Below are 17637 nucleotides of genomic sequence, written 5' to 3' on the forward strand. Positions count from 1 at the left end.
TTCAATTGCTGGTTTTCTTGTCTTAACTGTTTATTTTCGTTGATGAGTTTTTCGATGGTCTGTGCTTGACGTTCGATGTTTGCCACCATGCTTTCGAGTGTGAAGACCGCTTCTTGGAAGCCAAAAGCAACATTTGCCATTGTGTTCACCTCCCATGTCTATGATGGTAATTAGTATAGACAAGGAAGGTACGAACAAACCGGCTCTCGTAAATTTTTTCTATGTACGGGCTGAATAGTTACGCTATATTTGTAACGGCGCTGTAACATTATTTAATCCAACTGTAAAAAACAAGTCTAGTTTCCTCTGCTATACTCTAGTTAAAAGACGTCGAATCGGAAAAGATTTTGTCGGGGGTTAGGGAAAATGAAAAAATGGTGTTCTCTCCTGTTCGTATCCATGATCGTTCTATTTTCCTCCTTCTTTGTAAGCACTTCCAATTCAGATGCAGCCGCCAACAAAGCACGGCTCATTACCGAAGCGAAAAAGCTGATCGGCACTCCTTACCGATATGGCGGCACGACGCCAAAAGGATTTGACTGCTCCGGATTTGTCTACTATGCCCATAAAAAAGTTGGCGTCACCTTGCCTCGCACCTCTCGAGAAATGTACAAAAAAGGTACATACGTACATAAGTCCCAATTACAGCCGGGGGATTTAGTGTTTTTCGACACTTCTAAACAGACGAAAGGCGTCTCCCACGTAGCTATTTACATCGGCAACAATCAAGTCATCCATGCCGTTTCCCGCGGTGTGAAAATCGACAGCTTAAACAGCAGCTACTGGAAAACGAAATATGTCGGAGCCAAACGGCTGTAACAGCTCCGTCGGAAAAGCTCTCTGTCATATTAAGTCCGCTTAATAGACAGGGGGTTTTTATTATGCAAAAAAAAGCGGCCCTCCCAAACCGGAGAGCCCAATGCTATATTTCATAGGGGATCGGGGGAATACTTGGAAAACGTTACGCTATTATTCATTTCCTCCCTTTTCGTTTTTTATACATGAGATCAAAAAATTTTTATGCACAGCGAATGATTCTAGCAGACTTGACACTCCACACGCCTAAAAGTGGACGATTTGACGGCTGATTTTATGGTTCATATCCTTCATCCAGCGGGACTCTTTATGGCCGATTTTGCGAATCATATGGAGCTTCTTGGCTTTGCCCAATGTTCGCCGCAGAGCCGCATATCGCCTGCGAATGAAGGCGCATTGATTTCCTTTGAAAAACAGCGATTTCGTCCCGACACTAGCCACCGCGATATATCGCAGCCCTAGGTCAACCCCCATCACGTTTGTTTCTTCCCGTTGTTTGGTTTCAAACGTGATGGCGACAGCGAAGTACCATTTCTTTTTCTTTTTGTAGAGCTTGGCTGCCCCTTGTTTGGCGGTTCCATCCAGCAGTCGATTCAGCCATGCTTCTTGATAGGGGCGCGTGACCACAGGCACGCCGATTCGCTTCTCTAATGTTGGGAATGAAACAGTGTAGAACTCTCCCTTTCGTTTGACTTTCCAATTTTGATTGTTGAAGCAACACCACTGTTTGCGAAATTTCTTTGACTTCTGATGTTTCTTTTGAGACTTTACGTCTCGAATGGTCTGGCAGGCAATGGCGGAAGGAAACCGTTGTGACGAAAACTCTTTAAAAATTTTACTCGTCGCTTTATTCAGCTCGGGATGATCCAACAGCCAATTCGCAAATTGGGTGTTGATATCGGACATCCGCTCATACATCTCTTGCTTGGCTTTGGTTGGCTTGTGGAGTTCCAATTTCAAGGTGATGGTGGGCATCATTTCACCTCCTCCCTTTTATAATACTCCAATGCTCGCTTTCATCCCAACTTGAAAGAGCTGGGTTTTCCCGCTCGCATTTTATAATGGAAAAGGTGTCCCACTGCTTTCGGGACACCTTCTTTTTTGCTTCAAACAACCGACATTCGGCGAAAACGCCAGACTGCCGCGTTATGACGTTTTCCGAATTCGCTCTTCCTCCTTCGCCGCCTGTGCTCCTTCGACCGCTTCGAGCAACAAATCGACAATATGGACCGCACGGACTTTTCCTGTCCATCCCACCCTCTCGATGCCAAGCTTCATTTGCAGCAAACATCCCGGATTGGCAGTGACGATCGTCGTTGCATTCGTTTGTTTCGCCATTTCCATCTTATAGTCCAAAATTTGCATCGACATCTCCGGCTCGACGAGATTGTAAATGCCGGCTGAGCCGCAACAGCGGTCGGCGTCTTTCATTTCGCGGAACTCGATCCCTTCAATCGCCCGCAACAGCCGGCGCGGAGCGGACACCGTTTTCATCACGTTGCGCAAATGACACGAATCTTGATACGTAACCGTTTGCGGAGCGACGCGAAGCGGCCGTTGATCGAAGCCAAGTTCCACGAGCACTTCCGAGATGTCTTTGATTTTCGCCGCAAACGCCGCGGCCCGTTCACACCATTGCGGATCATTCTTGAGCAGGTGGCCGTATTCAAGCAAAAATGCCCCGCAACCGCCGGCGTTCGTCACAATGTAATCGACGTCCAACTGTTCAAACGCGGCGATATTCCGTTTCGCCAGCTCTTTCGCCATCGCTTTTTCCCCGCCATGCCCGTGCAGCGCCCCGCAGCACCCTTGCGACGGCGGGATGATGACTTCACAGCCCGCCAGCTGCAACAGGCGAAGCGTCGCATCGTTTGTCGCCATAAACATCGTATCCATCAAGCAACCGGCAAAAAAGGCAACCCGTTTTTTCACCGTGCCGTCCGGGCCGAGACGGTGCGGGCGCTCTTTCATTTCTTTCGCCGTCGGCACGTCCGGCAAAACGCGCTCCATTTGTCGGAACGATGCCGGCAACAGACGGAGTAAACCAATTTTGCGGACAAACGTCCGCAGCCCGGAGCGCTGGTACCATCCAAGCAGCGCCGTAGCTTTGCGCATCCGCTCTTGATGCGGAAACAATCCGGCAAAGACAAGCTTGCGGATCAGGCGGACCGGAAGCGGCATTTTTTTATGCTGGGCAATAATATCGCGCGCCTCTTCCAAAAGATGGCCGTAGCGGACGCCGGACGGACAGACTGGTTCGCACGCCCGGCAGCCTAAACATAAGTTGAGCGCCCGTTCCACTTCCTCGTCCGGTTCAATCAAGCCGTCCACGACCGCTTTCATCAACGCAATCCGCCCGCGCGGCGATTGGGCTTCCTGCCGCCCAGATTCGATATACGTCGGGCAGGATGGCAAGCAAAAGCCACAGCGCATGCAGTTCATCAGCTCATCTTCATCCATCCGCTCTTGAAACGCTTTTTGAATGAGCGCTTGTTCGGTCTTCGATGTCATCGTGTCACCACCACCCGTTTTCTCGTGCTTTTGGCGAACACTTTGCCCGGATTCATAATGTTGTTTGGGTCGAGCGCCTGTTTGATCGCTTTCATAGCGGCAATGCCGGCCGGGCCGAGCTTCCATTCCAAATACGGCGCTTTCATCGCCCCGACGCCGTGCTCGCCGGTAATCGTGCCGCCGAGTTCAATCGCTTTGGAAAAAATTTCTTCAAACGCTTTTTCCACGCGCTCCATCTCATCACGATCGCGAGCATCTGTCGGACACGTCGGATGCAAGTTGCCGTCGCCGGCATGGCCGAACGTGCAAATTTTCACTTGATACTTCGCGGCAATCTCATTGATGGCTTTTACCATCTTGGCAATTTCCGAACGCGGCACGGTTGCATCTTCCAAAATCGTTGTCGGCTTCAAGCGCGCCAACGCCGACAGCGCGGATCGTCTGGCCGTCCGCAGCGCTTCCGCCTCTTCTTCTGAGCGAGCGAGCTGGACAGACACAGCCTGTTCTGAACGGCAAATATCGGCCATCTTTTTCATGTCGCGCTCGACAACTTCCTTCGGTCCGTCCTGCTCAATCAGCAAAACCGCTTTCACATCGGTCGGCAAGCCGATGCGGGCGTAGTCTTCAACCACCTCCAACGTTGGTTGATCCAAAAACTCCAGCGTCGCCGGAATGATTTTGTTCGCGATGATTTTCGACACCGAACGGGCGGCAGCCTCCAAATCTTGATAAAGAGCAAGCATCGTCTGCTTTGTCTCCGGCATTGGGATGAGCTTTAGCGTCGCTTCGGTGATGATGCCGAGCGTCCCTTCCGATCCGACAAACAGGCGGGTCAAATCGTAGCCGGCGACGTCTTTCGCCAGCTTGCCGCCAGTGCGGATCACATCACCGTTCGCTAGGACGACCTCAAGCCCAAGCACATAATCGCGCGTCACGCCATATTTCAATCCGCGCAAGCCACCAGAATTTTCATTAATGTTGCCGCCAATCGTCGAAATTTTCATCGAGCTCGGATCCGGCGGATAAAACAGCCCTTTTTCCTCAACAGCTTTCATCAAGTCAAGCGTCACAACCCCCGGCTGAACGGTCGCAGTCAAGTTTTCCTCATCAATTTCTAAAATGCGGTTCATATGTTTAAACAGAAGGACAACGCCGCCCTCAACCGGACAGGTGCCGGCGCAAAGATTCGTCCCTGAGCCGCGCGGCACGATCGGGATCCGGTATTCATTGCAAATTTTCGCGATCTCCGCCACCTCTTGCGTATTTCGCGGCGCGATGACCGCGTCAGGCAGCGATTGAAACTGCGGCGTCGCGTCATACGAATAAACGAGACGCCCGGCCTTCGTGTCATCGTAGTTCTCCGCTCCGACCACTTCGATCAGCCGTTTCTTTGCCTCATTTGGAATCAATCGTCTCACCCTTTCTGAAATTGTTTGCCTCCGCGCAGAGCGGAAAAGGGGCCGGGCTTGGCGCCTTGTTTCCACCCGCACCAAGCCTCGTCCCCCTTTGTGGCCGTTATGGAATCATCCACGACAATACCGTCGATTGCAAGTAAACGAGAATGCCAATCAAGATGATTAAGAACACGCTATGTTTGACCGTGAAGCGGAACAAGTCGGATTCTTTGCCGGTCAAACCGACGGCCGCACAGGCGACGGCGATCGATTGCGGCGAAATCATTTTCCCGACAACGCCGCCTGATGAGTTGGCTGCCAACGCCAGCACCGGATCCATGCCAATCGATGTCGCCGTCACTTTTTGCAAGTTGCCAAACAACAAGTTCGACGACGTGTCGGAACCGGTGATAAACACGCCAAGCCAGCCTAAAATCGGCGAGAAGAACGGGAACAACGGGCCTGTTTTGGCCAACGCCATCCCAAGCGTCGTGCTCATGCCCGACGAGTTGGCGATATAGGCAAAGCCGACAACCGAAGCGATCGTGATGATCGGGAATTTCAATTCGTTAAGCGTTTCTACAAACGTACGCGCCCAATCTTTCCACGAGATGCCGATGATGAACTTTGTGACGACCGCCGCCAGCAAAATCGCCGTCCCAGCCGCGCCGAGCAGCTCAAGCTTATACACCGCAGCGATTGGCTGGCCGCTTGGGTTCAAAATTTGGTTGTTGAGCCCCGGCACAGGCGGCATAAACGTCAAGTGGACGCCGATAGCGTTGACCAACTTCAACAAGCCGTTTGTCCCTTCATAATGGCCGGTGAGCGCCGCCTTCACTTGCGGGATGCCCCACAGCGAGATCAACGCCGTCAGCACGAGAAACGGCGACCAAGCGCGGAATACTTCCCCGCCGCGTTGTGTCGCGCGAGCAACTTGCACAGCGGCCGCCACTTCCGACTCTGTTGCAAAGCGGAATGTGCTTTTCGGCTTCCAATATTTCAAAAAGACAGCCAACGCGACGATCGAAACGAGCGAGGACAAAATGTCCGGCAGCTCCGGCCCTAAAAAGTTCGAGGTCAAATATTGCGTCAGCGCGAACGAAACACCGGAAACGATAATGGCCGGCAACACTTCCACCGTCTTTTTCCACCCGGCCATAATGAGCACGAGATAGAACGGGATGAACACTGATAAAAACGGCAGTTGCCGCCCGACCATTTTTGAGATTTCCATCGCCGGCACGCCAGTCGGCCCTTCCATCGAGATGATCGGAATCCCGACCGCCCCGAACGCCACCGGCGCTGTGTTGGCGATCAAGCAAATGCCCGCGGCATACAGCGGGTTAAACCCCAACCCGGCAAGAAGCGCCGCTGAAATCGCCACCGGCGCGCCAAACCCAGCTGCCCCTTCCAAAAAGGCGCCAAACGAAAAGGCAATCAGCAACGCTTGCAGCCGGCGGTCTTCGGTGAGCGAGACGACCGAATTGCGGATAATGTCAAAGTGGCCTGTTTTCACCGTCAGCTTGTATAAAAAGACAGAGGTGATGATGATCCAGCCGATCGGCAACAATCCGTACACCGCGCCTTGCGTCACCGACATAACCGCTTTTCCAGCAGGCATTCTGTAAGCGATTACAGCCAACACAACAGCAAGCAATAACGTCGTCAACCCAGCGATGTGCCCTTTCATCCGCTTGACAGCCAGCGCCCAAAAGAAATACAAAATCGGAATGAGTGCAACAATGGCCGATAACCAAAGCTGGTCGGCTACTGGCGTAAAGTCCTGCTTCCACATGCAGTTTTCTCCTCCCCTTTGTGCCTGACTTAGCGGCGTTTGCAAACTATCGCCCGTTCATCTTTGTGCTTCACTCTTCCAGTCATCAGATGACCGGATAAGAAACGCCGTCTGTATCACATTATAAAAGCGTTTTCTGCAAAATACAATAGGTGTTTTTAATTTTTCAAACCTTCTGTTTTATTGACCCCCTTTTCAAATAAACAAAAAAGCGCTTGTCTCCCCTGGTTGGCTGTATCATAATTAACAGTGCGGGCATATCCATTCCCTGAAACCGGGAATCTATTTTTATTCGAGTGTCGAGGTGGAACCATTGGCGTTTAAACGAATCAAAACGAAAAAAATCTATGAAGAAGTGGCCGAAGCGATTTTTGATATGATCAAAAACGGCGAGCTGAAACCCGGCGATAAACTTGATTCCGTCCAACAGCTCGCTGAGCAATTTCAAGTTGGGCGCGCCGCCATTCGCGAGGCGCTCACTGCCTTGAAAGCAATGGGGTTGATCGAACTGCGGCAAGGCGAAGGGACGTACGTGCGTGAGTTCGATCCAACGATGATGACGTTTCCGTTGTCAATGGCTGTCTTAATGAACAAAGAAGATATTTGGCATTTGCTTGAAGTGCGCAAGCTGCTTGAGGCGGGCGCCGCCTCGCTTGCAGCTGCCAAGCGGACAGAGCGCGACCTTGAGGCGATGGCGAAGGCGCTCAAACAAATGAAAGAAGGCATCGGCAGCGGTGAGCTCGGTGAAAAAGCTGATTTGGCCTTTCATATGGCCATCGCCGCGGCGTCGCAAAATCCGATGCTTACAAGCATCATGAACAGCGTTTCCGGCATGATCGTTGAAACAATGCGGGAAACGCGCCGCATTTGGCTGTTTTCCAAACAGACAACGACTGAAAAGCTGCTCGCCGAGCACCAAGCGATCTTCGAAGCCATTCGCGAACAAAATCCAGATGCCGCCCGGGCGCGCATGCTTGAACATTTGACCAATGTCGAAAACGTGTTGCGTCGCTACGTTCGCACTCAGCAGCCAAACTGAGTGCGTTTTTTGCAAAAAAGAGCTACGAATCTGAAAAAATCGTTTATAATAGACATATAGTCATCAGATGACCCGCTCATCTAATGGGAAAAACAGGAGGGAAACGAATGAAAGTGTCATTGTTCGTCACTTGCCTCATCGATCTTTTTTATACGAACGCCGGCAAAGCGACCGTTGAACTGCTCGAACGGCTCGGCTGCGAGGTTGATTTCCCGGAGGCGCAAACGTGCTGTGGACAGCCGGCGTATAACAGCGGTTATGTCAAAGAGGCGAAAGAGGCAATGAAACAGATGATGCGCGCGTTCGCCGATGCCGACTACATCGTTGCCCCGTCCGGTTCGTGCGCGGCGATGCTGAAAGAGTATCCGCACATTTTCCAGGGCGACCCGGAATGGGAAGACAAAGCGAACCGGCTGGCGGCAAAAACGTACGAGCTGACGCAATTTCTCGTTGACGTGCTCAAAGTCGAGGATGTCGGCGCCTCTCTCCACGGGCGGGCAACATACCATACATCCTGTCATATGACAAGGCTTCTTGGCGTCAAAGACGCGCCGTTCCGGCTGTTGGAACATGTCAAAGGGCTTGAGCTCGTTCCGCTGCCTAACGCCCATCAATGCTGCGGATTTGGCGGCACATTTTCCGTCAAAATGGGGCCGATTTCCGAACAAATGGTTGATGAAAAAATCGAGCATATCGAAGAAGTGGAAGCCGACTATTTAATCGGCGCTGACTGCGGCTGTTTAATGAACATCGGTGGACGCATCGGGCGGCTCGGCAAGCCGATCCGCGTCATGCATATTGCCGAAGTGTTGAATGCGCGCAACTAAAGGAGGGAAGCGAACATGCCGATGAAAATCGAAAACGGGCCGTTTTGGAAACGGGTCGGAGAAAACTTGGACAACGACTTTATGCGCGGGGCGGTCGCCGGCATGCAAGACCGCGGCTATGTGCGGCGGCTTGGCGTCATCGAAGAGCTCGGCCATTGGGAGGAGTGGCGCTCGCTTGCCGAACAAATTCGAAAACATACGCTTGAAAACTTGGACTATTATTTAATGCAACTCAGTGAAAACGTTGCCAAACGGGGCGGCCACGTCTTTTTCGCCCGGACGGCCGAAGAGGCGAACGACTATATCCGCCGCATCGCTTTGGAAAAACAAGCGAAAAAAATCGTTAAATCGAAATCAATGGTCACGGAAGAAATCAACTTAAACCCGGTGCTGGAATCCATCGGCTGCCAAGTGATCGAAACGGACCTTGGCGAATACATTTTGCAAATCGATGACCATGACCCACCGTCGCATATCGTCGGTCCGGCGTTGCATAAAAACAAAGAGCAAATTCGCGACGTCTTCCGCCGCAAGCTCGGCTATACGAAGTCGTCCGATCCGGTTGAACTCGCCCGCCATGCCCGCGAGATGCTGCGGCGCGACTATTTGACAGCCGACATCGGCATTACCGGCTGCAACTTCGCCATCGCCGAATCGGGCTCGATTACGCTCGTTACGAACGAAGGCAACGCCGACTTGGTGACAGCGCTGCCGAAAACGCAAATTACGGTCATGGGGATGGAGCGGATCGTTCCGACGTTTGAGGAGATGGAAGTGCTCGTCAGCATGTTGACGCGCAGCGCCGTCGGACAAAAATTGACGAGCTACATCACCGTTCTCACCGGTCCGCGTGACGAAGGCGACGCTGACGGGCCGGAAGAGTTCCATCTCGTCATTGTCGACAACGGGCGCTCATCGATTTTAGGCACGGAGTTCCAGCCGGTGTTGCAATGCATCCGCTGCGCGGCCTGCGTCAACGTCTGCCCGGTGTACCGCCACATCGGCGGCCATTCGTATGGCTCGATTTACTCCGGCCCGATCGGAGCCGTGTTGTCGCCGCTGTTGGGCGGCTATGACGATTACAAAGAGCTCCCGTACGCATCCTCACTTTGCGCCGCCTGTACGGAAGCGTGCCCGGTGAAAATCCCGCTTCACGAGCTGCTCATCAAACATCGCCAAATCATCGTTGAGCGCGAAGGAAAGGCGCCGGCCGCAGAAAAATTGGCGATGAAGGCGTTCCGTCTCGGAACGGCCTCGCCATCGTTATACAGGTTTGGCACGAAGCTCGCTCCAGGCGCCTTCGCTTCGTTCGTTAAGGACGGGCGCATCACGAAAGGCCCCGGCCCACTCAAAGCGTGGACGGAAAGCCGCGAATTTCCGGCGCCAAGCAAAGAGCGGTTCCGCGATTGGTTCCGCGACCGCCAAAAAGGAGGAAACCCGTCATGACGCGTGGTGCTATTCACAACCGTGACGCGTTTTTAGAAAACATCGCCCATCGCCTCGGGAGAGCTCCCCGCCTGTCCGGCGTCTCCCGGCCGCAATGGAGCGCTCAGCCGCAATGGAAGGTCTTGGCTGGCTATAGCCAAGACGACTTGTTGGCAGTGCTTCGCGAACAATGTAAACTGATTCATACTGATTACATCGAGACGACAAACGCCGGACTTGCTGGAGTGCTCAAGCAACAAGTCACGGCTTATGGCGGCGGCCCGGTCATCGTGCCGGATGATCCACGCTTTGCCGAATATGGGCTGTCAGCCTTGCTGCGAGACGAATGGCCCGCGGAGCGAACAGCCATCCATATATGGAATCCGGCGCTTGGACGCCAAAACATTGACGCCGCCGAACAGGCCAACGTCGGCATCGCGTTCAGCGACATCACACTCGCCGAGTCAGGGACGGTCGTTTTGTTTTCGCGCAATGAACAAGGGCGGGTCATTCACTTTTTGCCGAAAACGTATATCGCCATCGTTCCGAAAAGCACCGTTGTGCCGCGCATGACGCAAGCGGCGGTGATCATTCGCAAGCAAATTGAAAAAGGCGTTCTCGTTCCGTCATGCATCAACTTCATCACCGGCCCGAGCAACTCCGCCGACATTGAAATGAACTTGGTCGTCGGCGTCCACGGCCCGATGAAAGCGGCGTATATCGTCGTCACCGACCGCTGATCAAAACGAAACGGTGCCCCTTCTCCGATCATAGGGCACCGTTTTTTCTTCAATATTGCCGGCTCACATCGACCGCATTGGCGAGCGGTTCGCCCGTTTCGATGCGGCGAAAGGGGTTCAACGGTTTGACGTCTTGATCAATTCGGGCGGAACGGACTGACGGATACTTTCGTATAATTTTTCACATCCGCAACGACTAGCAAAATTTGTCTCCCATTCTTCTCATAAACGAAAGCTGACCCCCACCTGTCAACTTGAGTCCATTGACGTTTCTCCAATTCGTCAAGATAATAGTCAGCCACTTCCTCCGCCGAAGAAGACGCAACAACAAACTCCACCCGTTCATCCACCGAACGAATGTCACTCGCTTGTGGATGCAGCGGGATGTCTTGATACCCTGGCACAGTCTGTTGCTGCTGACATCCTGAAAAAAAAGCAATTACAAGGATTAAAACCAACGGGATGCCTATGCGCACTTCATCCTCCTCCGCTCCCACAGCTTAAGCAGAATCTTAGCTTTGAAATGCGTCCATAGCAGACTGGATTGTTGCTGGATTATCTATCATCGCACTCCTTAGTTAGTTCACCCAATATTGACACTCCACACGCCTAAAGGGCGTGGGATTCTTGGGTCGTTCGCGTCCTCATCCATTTCTGGTTCGGACAACGCCCAAGTTCAGGGGTGTGCCATCACCCCGTCCCATCGGGTTAAGATGTACCCCGATGGGCGGCGCACCTGTGACCAGTGCACTAGGTTAGGCGGCGAAGCCCRAAATCGCTTTGGCGATGTTGATGGCGCCATTTAAGTCGGCGTGGAGGGTGTATCCGCATTTTTTACACTGAAAGTGGATGCCATTRCGATTTCCCTTTTCCCGATGTCCACATTTACACGTTTGGCTCGTGTAGGTCGGCTTCACCCACTCGACCCGAATGCCCGCCATTTCGGCTTTATAGGCAATCATCATTTGCAGTTGATGAAACGCCCAAGAGTGAAGGCTTCGTCCCGCTTCTTTGGCCGATGTTGCCCGCTTGCGAATCCCCGTCAACTCTTCCATTCGAATCACGCCAACACCGTTGGCGAGGGCAAAACGAACGATTTGACGGCTGATTTTGTGGTTTCGATCCTTCATCCAGCGGGACTCTTTACGGCCGATTTTGCGAATCATATGGAGCTTCTTGGCTTTGCCCAACGTTCGCCGCAAAGCCGCATATCGTCGGCGCACAAAAGCGCATTGGCTGCCCTTGAAAAACAACGATTTCGTTCCCACGCTGGCAACGGCGATATAGCGAAGCCCAAGGTCAACCCCCATCACCTTTGTTTCGTGTCGCGGCTCCACTTCAAAGGTGATCGCGATAGCCAAGTACCATTTCTTTCTCTTTTTGTAGAGCTTGGCTGCCCCTTGTTTGGCGGTTCCATGAAGCAGCCGATTCAGCCATGCTTCTTGACAGGGGCGCGTGACGACAGGCACGCCAATTCGCTTCTCCAGCGTGGGGAATGAAACCGTGTAGAACTCTCCTTTCTTTTCCACCTTTACGTTTTGATTGTTAAAGCAACACCATAATGTTCGAAACTTCCTTGTTTTCTGATTTTTCTTTCGGGACTTCACTTCTCGAATCGTCTGATTCACGACGGCGGAAGGAAACCGCTGCGACGAAAACTCTTTAAAAATTTTGCTCGTCGCTTGATTCAGCTCGGGATGATTCAACAGCCAATTCGCAAACGCTGTATTCACTTCTGTCATCCGTTCGTACATGTCYTGTTTGACTTTCGTTGGGTTGTGCAGTTCCAGCTTTAGTGTGATGGTTGGCATGGATTCACCTCCTTATGGCGATGACAGGATGCCATTTTTTTTAGAATCATTCAAGTATGAAGAAAACGGCTCGCTTTCATCCCATCCCTCAACGAGTGAGCTTTCTCGCTTGCGGGTCTGTAAACGGGCGGCCGCGCCGGTTTTGCGCCCGCACTTTCACAAATTTCGCGCGCGGCACTTCGCCAAACAAGCCGGGAAAGCTCAAACAGCCTTCAACATCCACTTGTTCGCCGCGCGCCTCGATCACGACCGGGTTGATGAGCTCGATCCGACCGTGTTCATCACCGACATCGATGACGGCGATCTGTTCGGCGACGCCGATTTGCGGGGCGGCTAGGCCCACCCCGTCAGCGGCAAGCATCGTTTCATACATATCGTCAAGCAGCCGCCCGAGCCGACGGTCAAACGCCGTCACCGGCGCGCACGGCCGCTCCAAAATCGGGTCAGGATAAGTGACAATCGGCAAAACAGACAACGTCATTCCCCCAAGTTCACATCATCATATATGGGTTCGTATCAATGGTGACCATCACTCCGCCATGGGCGGCATCGGCTTGGTAGCGGTCGATGACCGCCTTGAGCGCCGCGGTCAAATTCGGCTCCCGTTTGTATTTTATCATGCATTGGTAGCGATATCTATCGTGAAGACGGGCGATCGGCGAGGCGACCGGACCGAGAATGACCGCTTCGTGCGACAGATGCTTGCGCAAATAGGCGGCGATCTTTTCCGCCGCTTTGGCTGCGGTTGGCGCCTCTTCGTGGGCGGCGGTAATGAGCGTCAAATAATAGTACGGCGGATAGCCGTGCGCTTTGCGCAGCGCCATCTCCCGCTGGTAAAAGGCGCGGTAGTCGTGGCGGGCGGCCAGTTCAATGCTGTAGTGGTCAGGCGTATACGTCTGAATGATGACTTCGCCGGGTAGCTCGTGCCGTCCGGCGCGCCCGCTCACTTGCGTCAACAGCTGAAACGTTTTTTCCGCGGCGCGGAAATCGGGCAAATGAAGCATCGTATCGGCCGCCAGCACACCAACAAGCGTGACGTTCGGAAAATCAAGCCCTTTGGCGATCATTTGCGTGCCGAGCAAAATATCGGCTTCCTGGGCGGCAAAACGGGAAAGCAGCTCTTCATGCGCCCCTTTGCGGCCGGTCGTGTCGACATCCATGCGGATGACGCGCGCTTTCGGCAGCAACCTCGTCAGTTCTTCTTCCACTTTTTGCGTGCCGGTCCCGAAAAAGCGGAAATGTTCGCTTCCGCATGACGGACAGCGAGGGACAAGCGGCTCTTCATGCCCGCAATAATGGCATTTCATCCGCTCGCCGGCGCGATGGTACGTGAGCGAAATGTCGCAGTGCGGACAGCGGATGACATAGCCGCAGCTGCGGCACATGACAAACGTCGAATAACCGCGTCGATTCAACAGCAACACTGCCTGCTCGCCGCGCTCAAGCCGGCGGCGCAATTCGTCAAGCAATCGGCGTGAAAACATCGAACGGTTGCCGCTTCGCAGCTCCTCGCGCATATCGACGACATGAACGTCCGGCAGGCCGCGGTCGCTGATGCGCTCCGGCAGCTCGAGCAGCTCGTACACCCCTTTGGCGGCGCGGGCGAACGTCTCAAGCGAGGGGGTGGCGCTGCCAAGCACGACCGGGCAGCTGTGGCGGCGAGCGCGGTAAATGGCGACATCGCGCGCATGATAGCGCGGCATTTCTTCTTGCTTGTAGCTCGTCTCATGCTCCTCATCGATGATGATCATCCCTAAGTTTTCAAATGGGGCAAACACCGCCGAACGCGCCCCGACGACAAGCTGCACTTCTTTCCGGTGAATTTTCCGCCATTCGTCATATTTTTCGCCGACCGACAGCCCGCTGTGAAGCACCGCTACTTTCGAGCCGAACCGGCTTTTGAAGCGCTCGACCATTTGCGGCGTCAGCGAAATTTCCGGCACGAGAACGATCGCTTCCTTTCCTTGGCGCAACGCTTCATCAATCGCCTGCATATACACTTCCGTCTTCCCGCTGCCGGTGACGCCATACAGCAAAAACGTGCGATGCTCCCCGGCGCGCACCGAAGCGGCGATCTTAGCCAACGCCGCCTCTTGCGCCCGGGTGAGCGCCGGCGGCTCGCTCGGCTGAAACGTGCGATGCTCGTACGGGTCGCGGTACACCTCGACATCGTTCAACACCACAAATCCTTTGTCGACGAGCGCTTTCAGCGGCGCTGAGGAGACGCCAAGCACCGCTTGCAGTTCGGCAACCGACGCCGCCTTCCCTTTTTCAAGCAAAAATGAAAGCACCTCTTTTTGCCTTGCCGGCAGCGACCCGAGCTCCTGTTTCGCCTGTTCCGATGGAATGGCAAGAGCGGCGTGCTTCACCGTTTTCTTGCCCGCTTTTTCTTTCACCTTGTAGACCGCCTCGAGCACGCCCTGCTGCACCGCTTTTTGCGCCGCCCGCCATAAACCGGCCGCCTCAACCTCTTTCCAAGCGGCTTCCGTCCGCCCGGCAAACAGCGGCTTTACCTCATCCGGCAACCTCTCTCTCTTCTGCTCATCCGTCAAGCGGAGCGTTTTTTCATATTTCGCCCGCATCGCCGCCGGCAGCATCGCCTGGTACGCCGAAATGGCAAAACAAAGCGTCGTTTCCGTTAAATAGCGGCCAAGATCAAGCAGCTCTTCGTTTAACACCGGCACGACATCAAGCACATGCTCAATCGGTTTCAGTTGTTTGATGTCGGAATGGTCTTTCACATCAACGACAAACCCTTGCAAACGCCGCGCCCCAAACGGCACCGTCACCCGCATGCCCGGCTGGATGATGCCTTGCCAGCGTTCCGGAATCCAATAATCGAACGGGCGGTCCGTCTGCCGGGACGGGACATCGACAATCACGGATGCTACTTTCATCGAATCGCCTCGATATACGCGTGAATTTCTTTTAAAATTTCCTCGGCCGCCTCGCGTTTCGTCATGAGCGGCAGCGGCCGAACGACGCCGTCGCGGCGGAAGATGGTGACGATGTTCGTATCGCCGGCAAACCCTGCCCCTTCTTCGGTGACATTGTTGGCGACGACCATATCAAGCCGCTTTTCTTCAAGCTTTTTTAACGCATACTGTTCAAGGTTGTCCGTCTCAGCGGCAAATCCAACTAAAATCTGTCCCGTTTTCCGCTCACCAAGCGCTTTCAAGATGTCCACCGTCCGCTCCATCTCCACCACATAATCACCCGGTTGCTTTTTGATTTTGGACGCCGCAACATATTTCGGCCGATAATCGGCGACCGCCGCCGCCTTGATAACGATGTCCGTTTCCGCAAACCGAGCCATCACCGCTTCATACATCTCTTCCGCCGATTCGACCGCCACCGTCTCGACGCCATCGGGCGAAGAAAGCGCCGTCGGTCCGGAGACAAGCGTCACCGAAGCGCCGAAGCGGGCCGCCGCTCCGGCGATGGCGTAGCCCATTTTGCCGCTCGAATAGTTAGAGAAATAGCGGACTGGATCAAGCCTCTCCCGCGTCGGCCCAGCGGTGACAAGCACACGCTTCCCGCGAAACAGCGGCGGATCACCGGCAAAAAAGCGCTCGATATGGGCGATGATTTTCTCCGGCTCCTCGAGCCGCCCTTTGCCGATGTAGCCGCACGCCAAATAGCCTTCCGACGGCTCGATGAACCGGTAGCCGAATTGGTAGAGCCGCTCAATGTTCGCTTGGACGGCCGGATGCTCGTACATATGGACGTTCATCGCCGGAGCAATCCAGACGGGCGCTTTCGTCGCCAAAATCGTCGTCGTCACCATATTGTCGGCGATGCCGGCGGCCAGCTTCGCAATCGTATTGGCCGTCGCCGGTGCGACCAAAACGAGATCAGCCCAGTCCGCCAAATCGATATGGGCGATGACGGCCGGGTTGTTTTCGGCAAACGTATCGACATACACTTCCTGGCGCGACAAAGCTTGAAACGTGAGCGGTGTAATGAACTGGCACGCCCCTTCTGTCATGATCACTTTTACTTCAGCGCCGCGCTGGGTCAACTGGCTGGTGAGCGCCGCCGCCTTGTACGCCGCCACCCCCCCGGTCACACAAAGCAAAATATGTTTTCCCTTGATCATGTTGGCCACCCCCCGACATTGAAAAAAATAACAACCTAAAGCTAGGTTGTTATTTTTCCTCCTCCACTAATTCGACCTTGTCACCAGCGATTTCCTCGAGCGCCTGGCCGACAAATTTTTTCGACACCGGCTTTTTCACCATCAGCTCCGCACCGTCCTGCAGCTCGCGCGCCCGTTTGGCCACCACCGTGACGAGCTTGTATTTCGAATCGACTTTTTGCATCAGCAAATCGATGGAAGGATACAGCATCGTCATTCCACCCCCAACATCCGTTTATATCGCTCGGCGACGCGTTCGCGCCGGCAATGTTCGGCGATGACGATCGCCTTGATCCGCTCGCAGGCGAGCTCCACTTCATCATTTTCCACGACATAGTCGTACTCGTCCATCATTTCAAGCTCCTCTTTCGCCGCCCGCAGCCGATTTTCAATCAGCTCTTTCGACTCGGTGCCGCGTCCCATGATCCGCTTTTCAAGCTCCGTGAGGCTTGGCGGAGCAAGGAAAATGAAGAGCGCCTCTGGAAACGCCCGCCGTACTTTCATCGCTCCCTGCACTTCGATCTCTAAAAACACATCTTTCCCTTCGGCAAGCGTCTTCTCCACGTAGTCGATCGGCGTGCCATAGTAGTTGCCGACGTATTCCGCCCACTCGAGCAGCTTGTTTTCCCGAATCATTTGTTCAAACTGCTCGCGCGTGCGGAAGAAGTAGTCGACGCCTTCCACTTCGCCTTCGCGCGGCTTGCGCGTCGTGACCGACACCGAATAATGAAGATTGATGTCCGGCTGCGAAAACAGCGCCTTGCGCACCGTTCCTTTGCCAACGCCAGACGGACCCGACATGACGATCAACAACCCACGTTCGTTCTTCAACGCCCAAAACCCTACCCTTCCTCGGAGAAATCGTCGCTTCCATATAAGCGGTTCGCCACCGTTTCCGGCTGCACGGACGACAAAATGACGTGATCGCTGTCCATGATGATGACGGCGCGCGTCCTCCGCCCGTGCGTCGCGTCAACGAGCTTGCCGCTTTCGCGCGCATCTTGAATGATTCGTTTGATCGGCGCCGAATCAGGGCTGACAATCGTAATGATGCGGGCGGCTGACACCATGTTTCCGTACCCGATATTGATAAATTTCATCATCATGACACGCCCACCTGCCATATCCGATATTGTTGCCG

At 53.9% G+C, this 17637-nt stretch carries 15 protein-coding genes and 2 pseudogenes; 5 read left to right on the top strand and 12 right to left on the bottom strand.

Annotation, left to right across the window (positions count from 1 at the left end; all coding sequences use genetic code 11):
* Positions 1-366: 366 nt before the first annotated feature.
* Positions 367-819, top strand: coding sequence for a C40 family peptidase (locus tag B1A75_RS14515; RefSeq protein ID WP_033024683.1), 453 nt, complete (start codon positions 367-369; stop codon positions 817-819).
* A gap of 246 nt (positions 820-1065) precedes the next feature.
* Here B1A75_RS14515 and B1A75_RS14520 read toward each other — a convergent pair.
* The 4 genes and pseudogenes from B1A75_RS14520 to B1A75_RS14535 form a co-directional block, all read right to left on the bottom strand.
* Positions 1066-1791, bottom strand: a pseudogene (locus B1A75_RS14520) (transposase); the annotation flags it as partial.
* A gap of 171 nt (positions 1792-1962) precedes the next feature.
* On the bottom strand, positions 1963-3327 hold the full coding sequence (locus B1A75_RS14525; RefSeq protein ID WP_033024682.1) for a (Fe-S)-binding protein: 1365 nt from the start codon (positions 3325-3327) through the stop codon (positions 1963-1965).
* A complete protein-coding gene (glcD, locus tag B1A75_RS14530; RefSeq protein WP_033024678.1) occupies positions 3324-4736 on the bottom strand; it encodes a glycolate oxidase subunit GlcD in 1413 nt (470 codons plus the stop codon). Before glcD ends, B1A75_RS14525 begins: the two co-directional genes overlap by 4 nt.
* A 106-nt stretch (positions 4737-4842) precedes the next feature.
* Positions 4843-6516: an L-lactate permease gene (locus tag B1A75_RS14535; protein WP_033024676.1), complete on the bottom strand. Its 1674-nt coding sequence runs from the start codon at positions 6514-6516 to the stop codon at positions 4843-4845.
* Between the two features lie 313 nt (positions 6517-6829).
* Here B1A75_RS14535 and B1A75_RS14540 point away from each other — a divergent pair, with 313 nt between their 5' ends.
* From B1A75_RS14540 to B1A75_RS14555, 4 genes are all read left to right on the top strand, one after another.
* Complete coding sequence (locus B1A75_RS14540) at positions 6830-7555, top strand: FadR/GntR family transcriptional regulator (protein WP_066234744.1); 726 nt, start codon at positions 6830-6832, stop codon at positions 7553-7555.
* Positions 7556-7662: 107 nt separating this feature from the next.
* Positions 7663-8382: a (Fe-S)-binding protein gene (locus B1A75_RS14545; protein ID WP_047817765.1), complete on the top strand. Its 720-nt coding sequence runs from the start codon at positions 7663-7665 to the stop codon at positions 8380-8382.
* 15 nt (positions 8383-8397) lie between these two features.
* Positions 8398-9828: a LutB/LldF family L-lactate oxidation iron-sulfur protein gene (locus B1A75_RS14550; RefSeq protein ID WP_074043171.1), complete on the top strand. Its 1431-nt coding sequence runs from the start codon at positions 8398-8400 to the stop codon at positions 9826-9828.
* A complete protein-coding gene (locus tag B1A75_RS14555; protein ID WP_074043172.1) occupies positions 9825-10547 on the top strand; it encodes a LutC/YkgG family protein in 723 nt (240 codons plus the stop codon). The genes B1A75_RS14550 and B1A75_RS14555 overlap by 4 nt, the downstream gene beginning before the upstream one ends.
* Before the next feature lie 137 nt (positions 10548-10684).
* Here B1A75_RS14555 and B1A75_RS14560 read toward each other — a convergent pair whose 3' ends face one another.
* The 8 genes and pseudogenes from B1A75_RS14560 to remA form a co-directional block, all read right to left on the bottom strand.
* Positions 10685-11023: a hypothetical protein gene (locus B1A75_RS14560; protein WP_074043173.1), complete on the bottom strand. Its 339-nt coding sequence runs from the start codon at positions 11021-11023 to the stop codon at positions 10685-10687.
* A gap of 279 nt (positions 11024-11302) precedes the next feature.
* Entirely contained in the window at positions 11303-12358 is a 1056-nt protein-coding gene (locus tag B1A75_RS14565) for an RNA-guided endonuclease TnpB family protein (protein WP_079936415.1), read from the bottom strand.
* Positions 12359-12476: 118 nt separating this feature from the next.
* Positions 12477-12833: pseudogene (def, locus tag B1A75_RS14570) on the bottom strand (peptide deformylase); the annotation flags it as partial.
* A 16-nt stretch (positions 12834-12849) separates the two neighbouring features.
* Positions 12850-15255: a primosomal protein N' gene (gene priA, locus B1A75_RS14575; protein ID WP_074044459.1), complete on the bottom strand. Its 2406-nt coding sequence runs from the start codon at positions 15253-15255 to the stop codon at positions 12850-12852.
* A complete protein-coding gene (coaBC, locus tag B1A75_RS14580) occupies positions 15252-16457 on the bottom strand; it encodes a bifunctional phosphopantothenoylcysteine decarboxylase/phosphopantothenate--cysteine ligase CoaBC (protein ID WP_068895291.1) in 1206 nt (401 codons plus the stop codon). Before coaBC ends, priA begins: the two co-directional genes overlap by 4 nt.
* 49 nt (positions 16458-16506) lie before the next feature.
* Positions 16507-16707 carry a DNA-directed RNA polymerase subunit omega gene (gene rpoZ, locus B1A75_RS14585; protein ID WP_011230668.1) on the bottom strand — a complete coding sequence of 67 codons (201 nt, stop codon included), beginning with the start codon at positions 16705-16707 and terminating at the stop codon, positions 16507-16509.
* A gap of 2 nt (positions 16708-16709) precedes the next feature.
* Positions 16710-17327 carry a guanylate kinase gene (gene gmk / locus B1A75_RS14590; RefSeq protein ID WP_011230667.1) on the bottom strand — a complete coding sequence of 206 codons (618 nt, stop codon included), beginning with the start codon at positions 17325-17327 and terminating at the stop codon, positions 16710-16712.
* Positions 17328-17338: 11 nt separating this feature from the next.
* Positions 17339-17602: an extracellular matrix/biofilm regulator RemA gene (gene remA, locus B1A75_RS14595; protein WP_011230666.1), complete on the bottom strand. Its 264-nt coding sequence runs from the start codon at positions 17600-17602 to the stop codon at positions 17339-17341.
* Positions 17603-17637 lie beyond the last annotated feature (35 nt).

Origin of the sequence: Geobacillus sp. LEMMY01 (assembly GCF_002042905.1) — a bacterium.
Classification (GTDB): domain Bacteria; phylum Bacillota; class Bacilli; order Bacillales; family Anoxybacillaceae; genus Geobacillus; species Geobacillus proteiniphilus.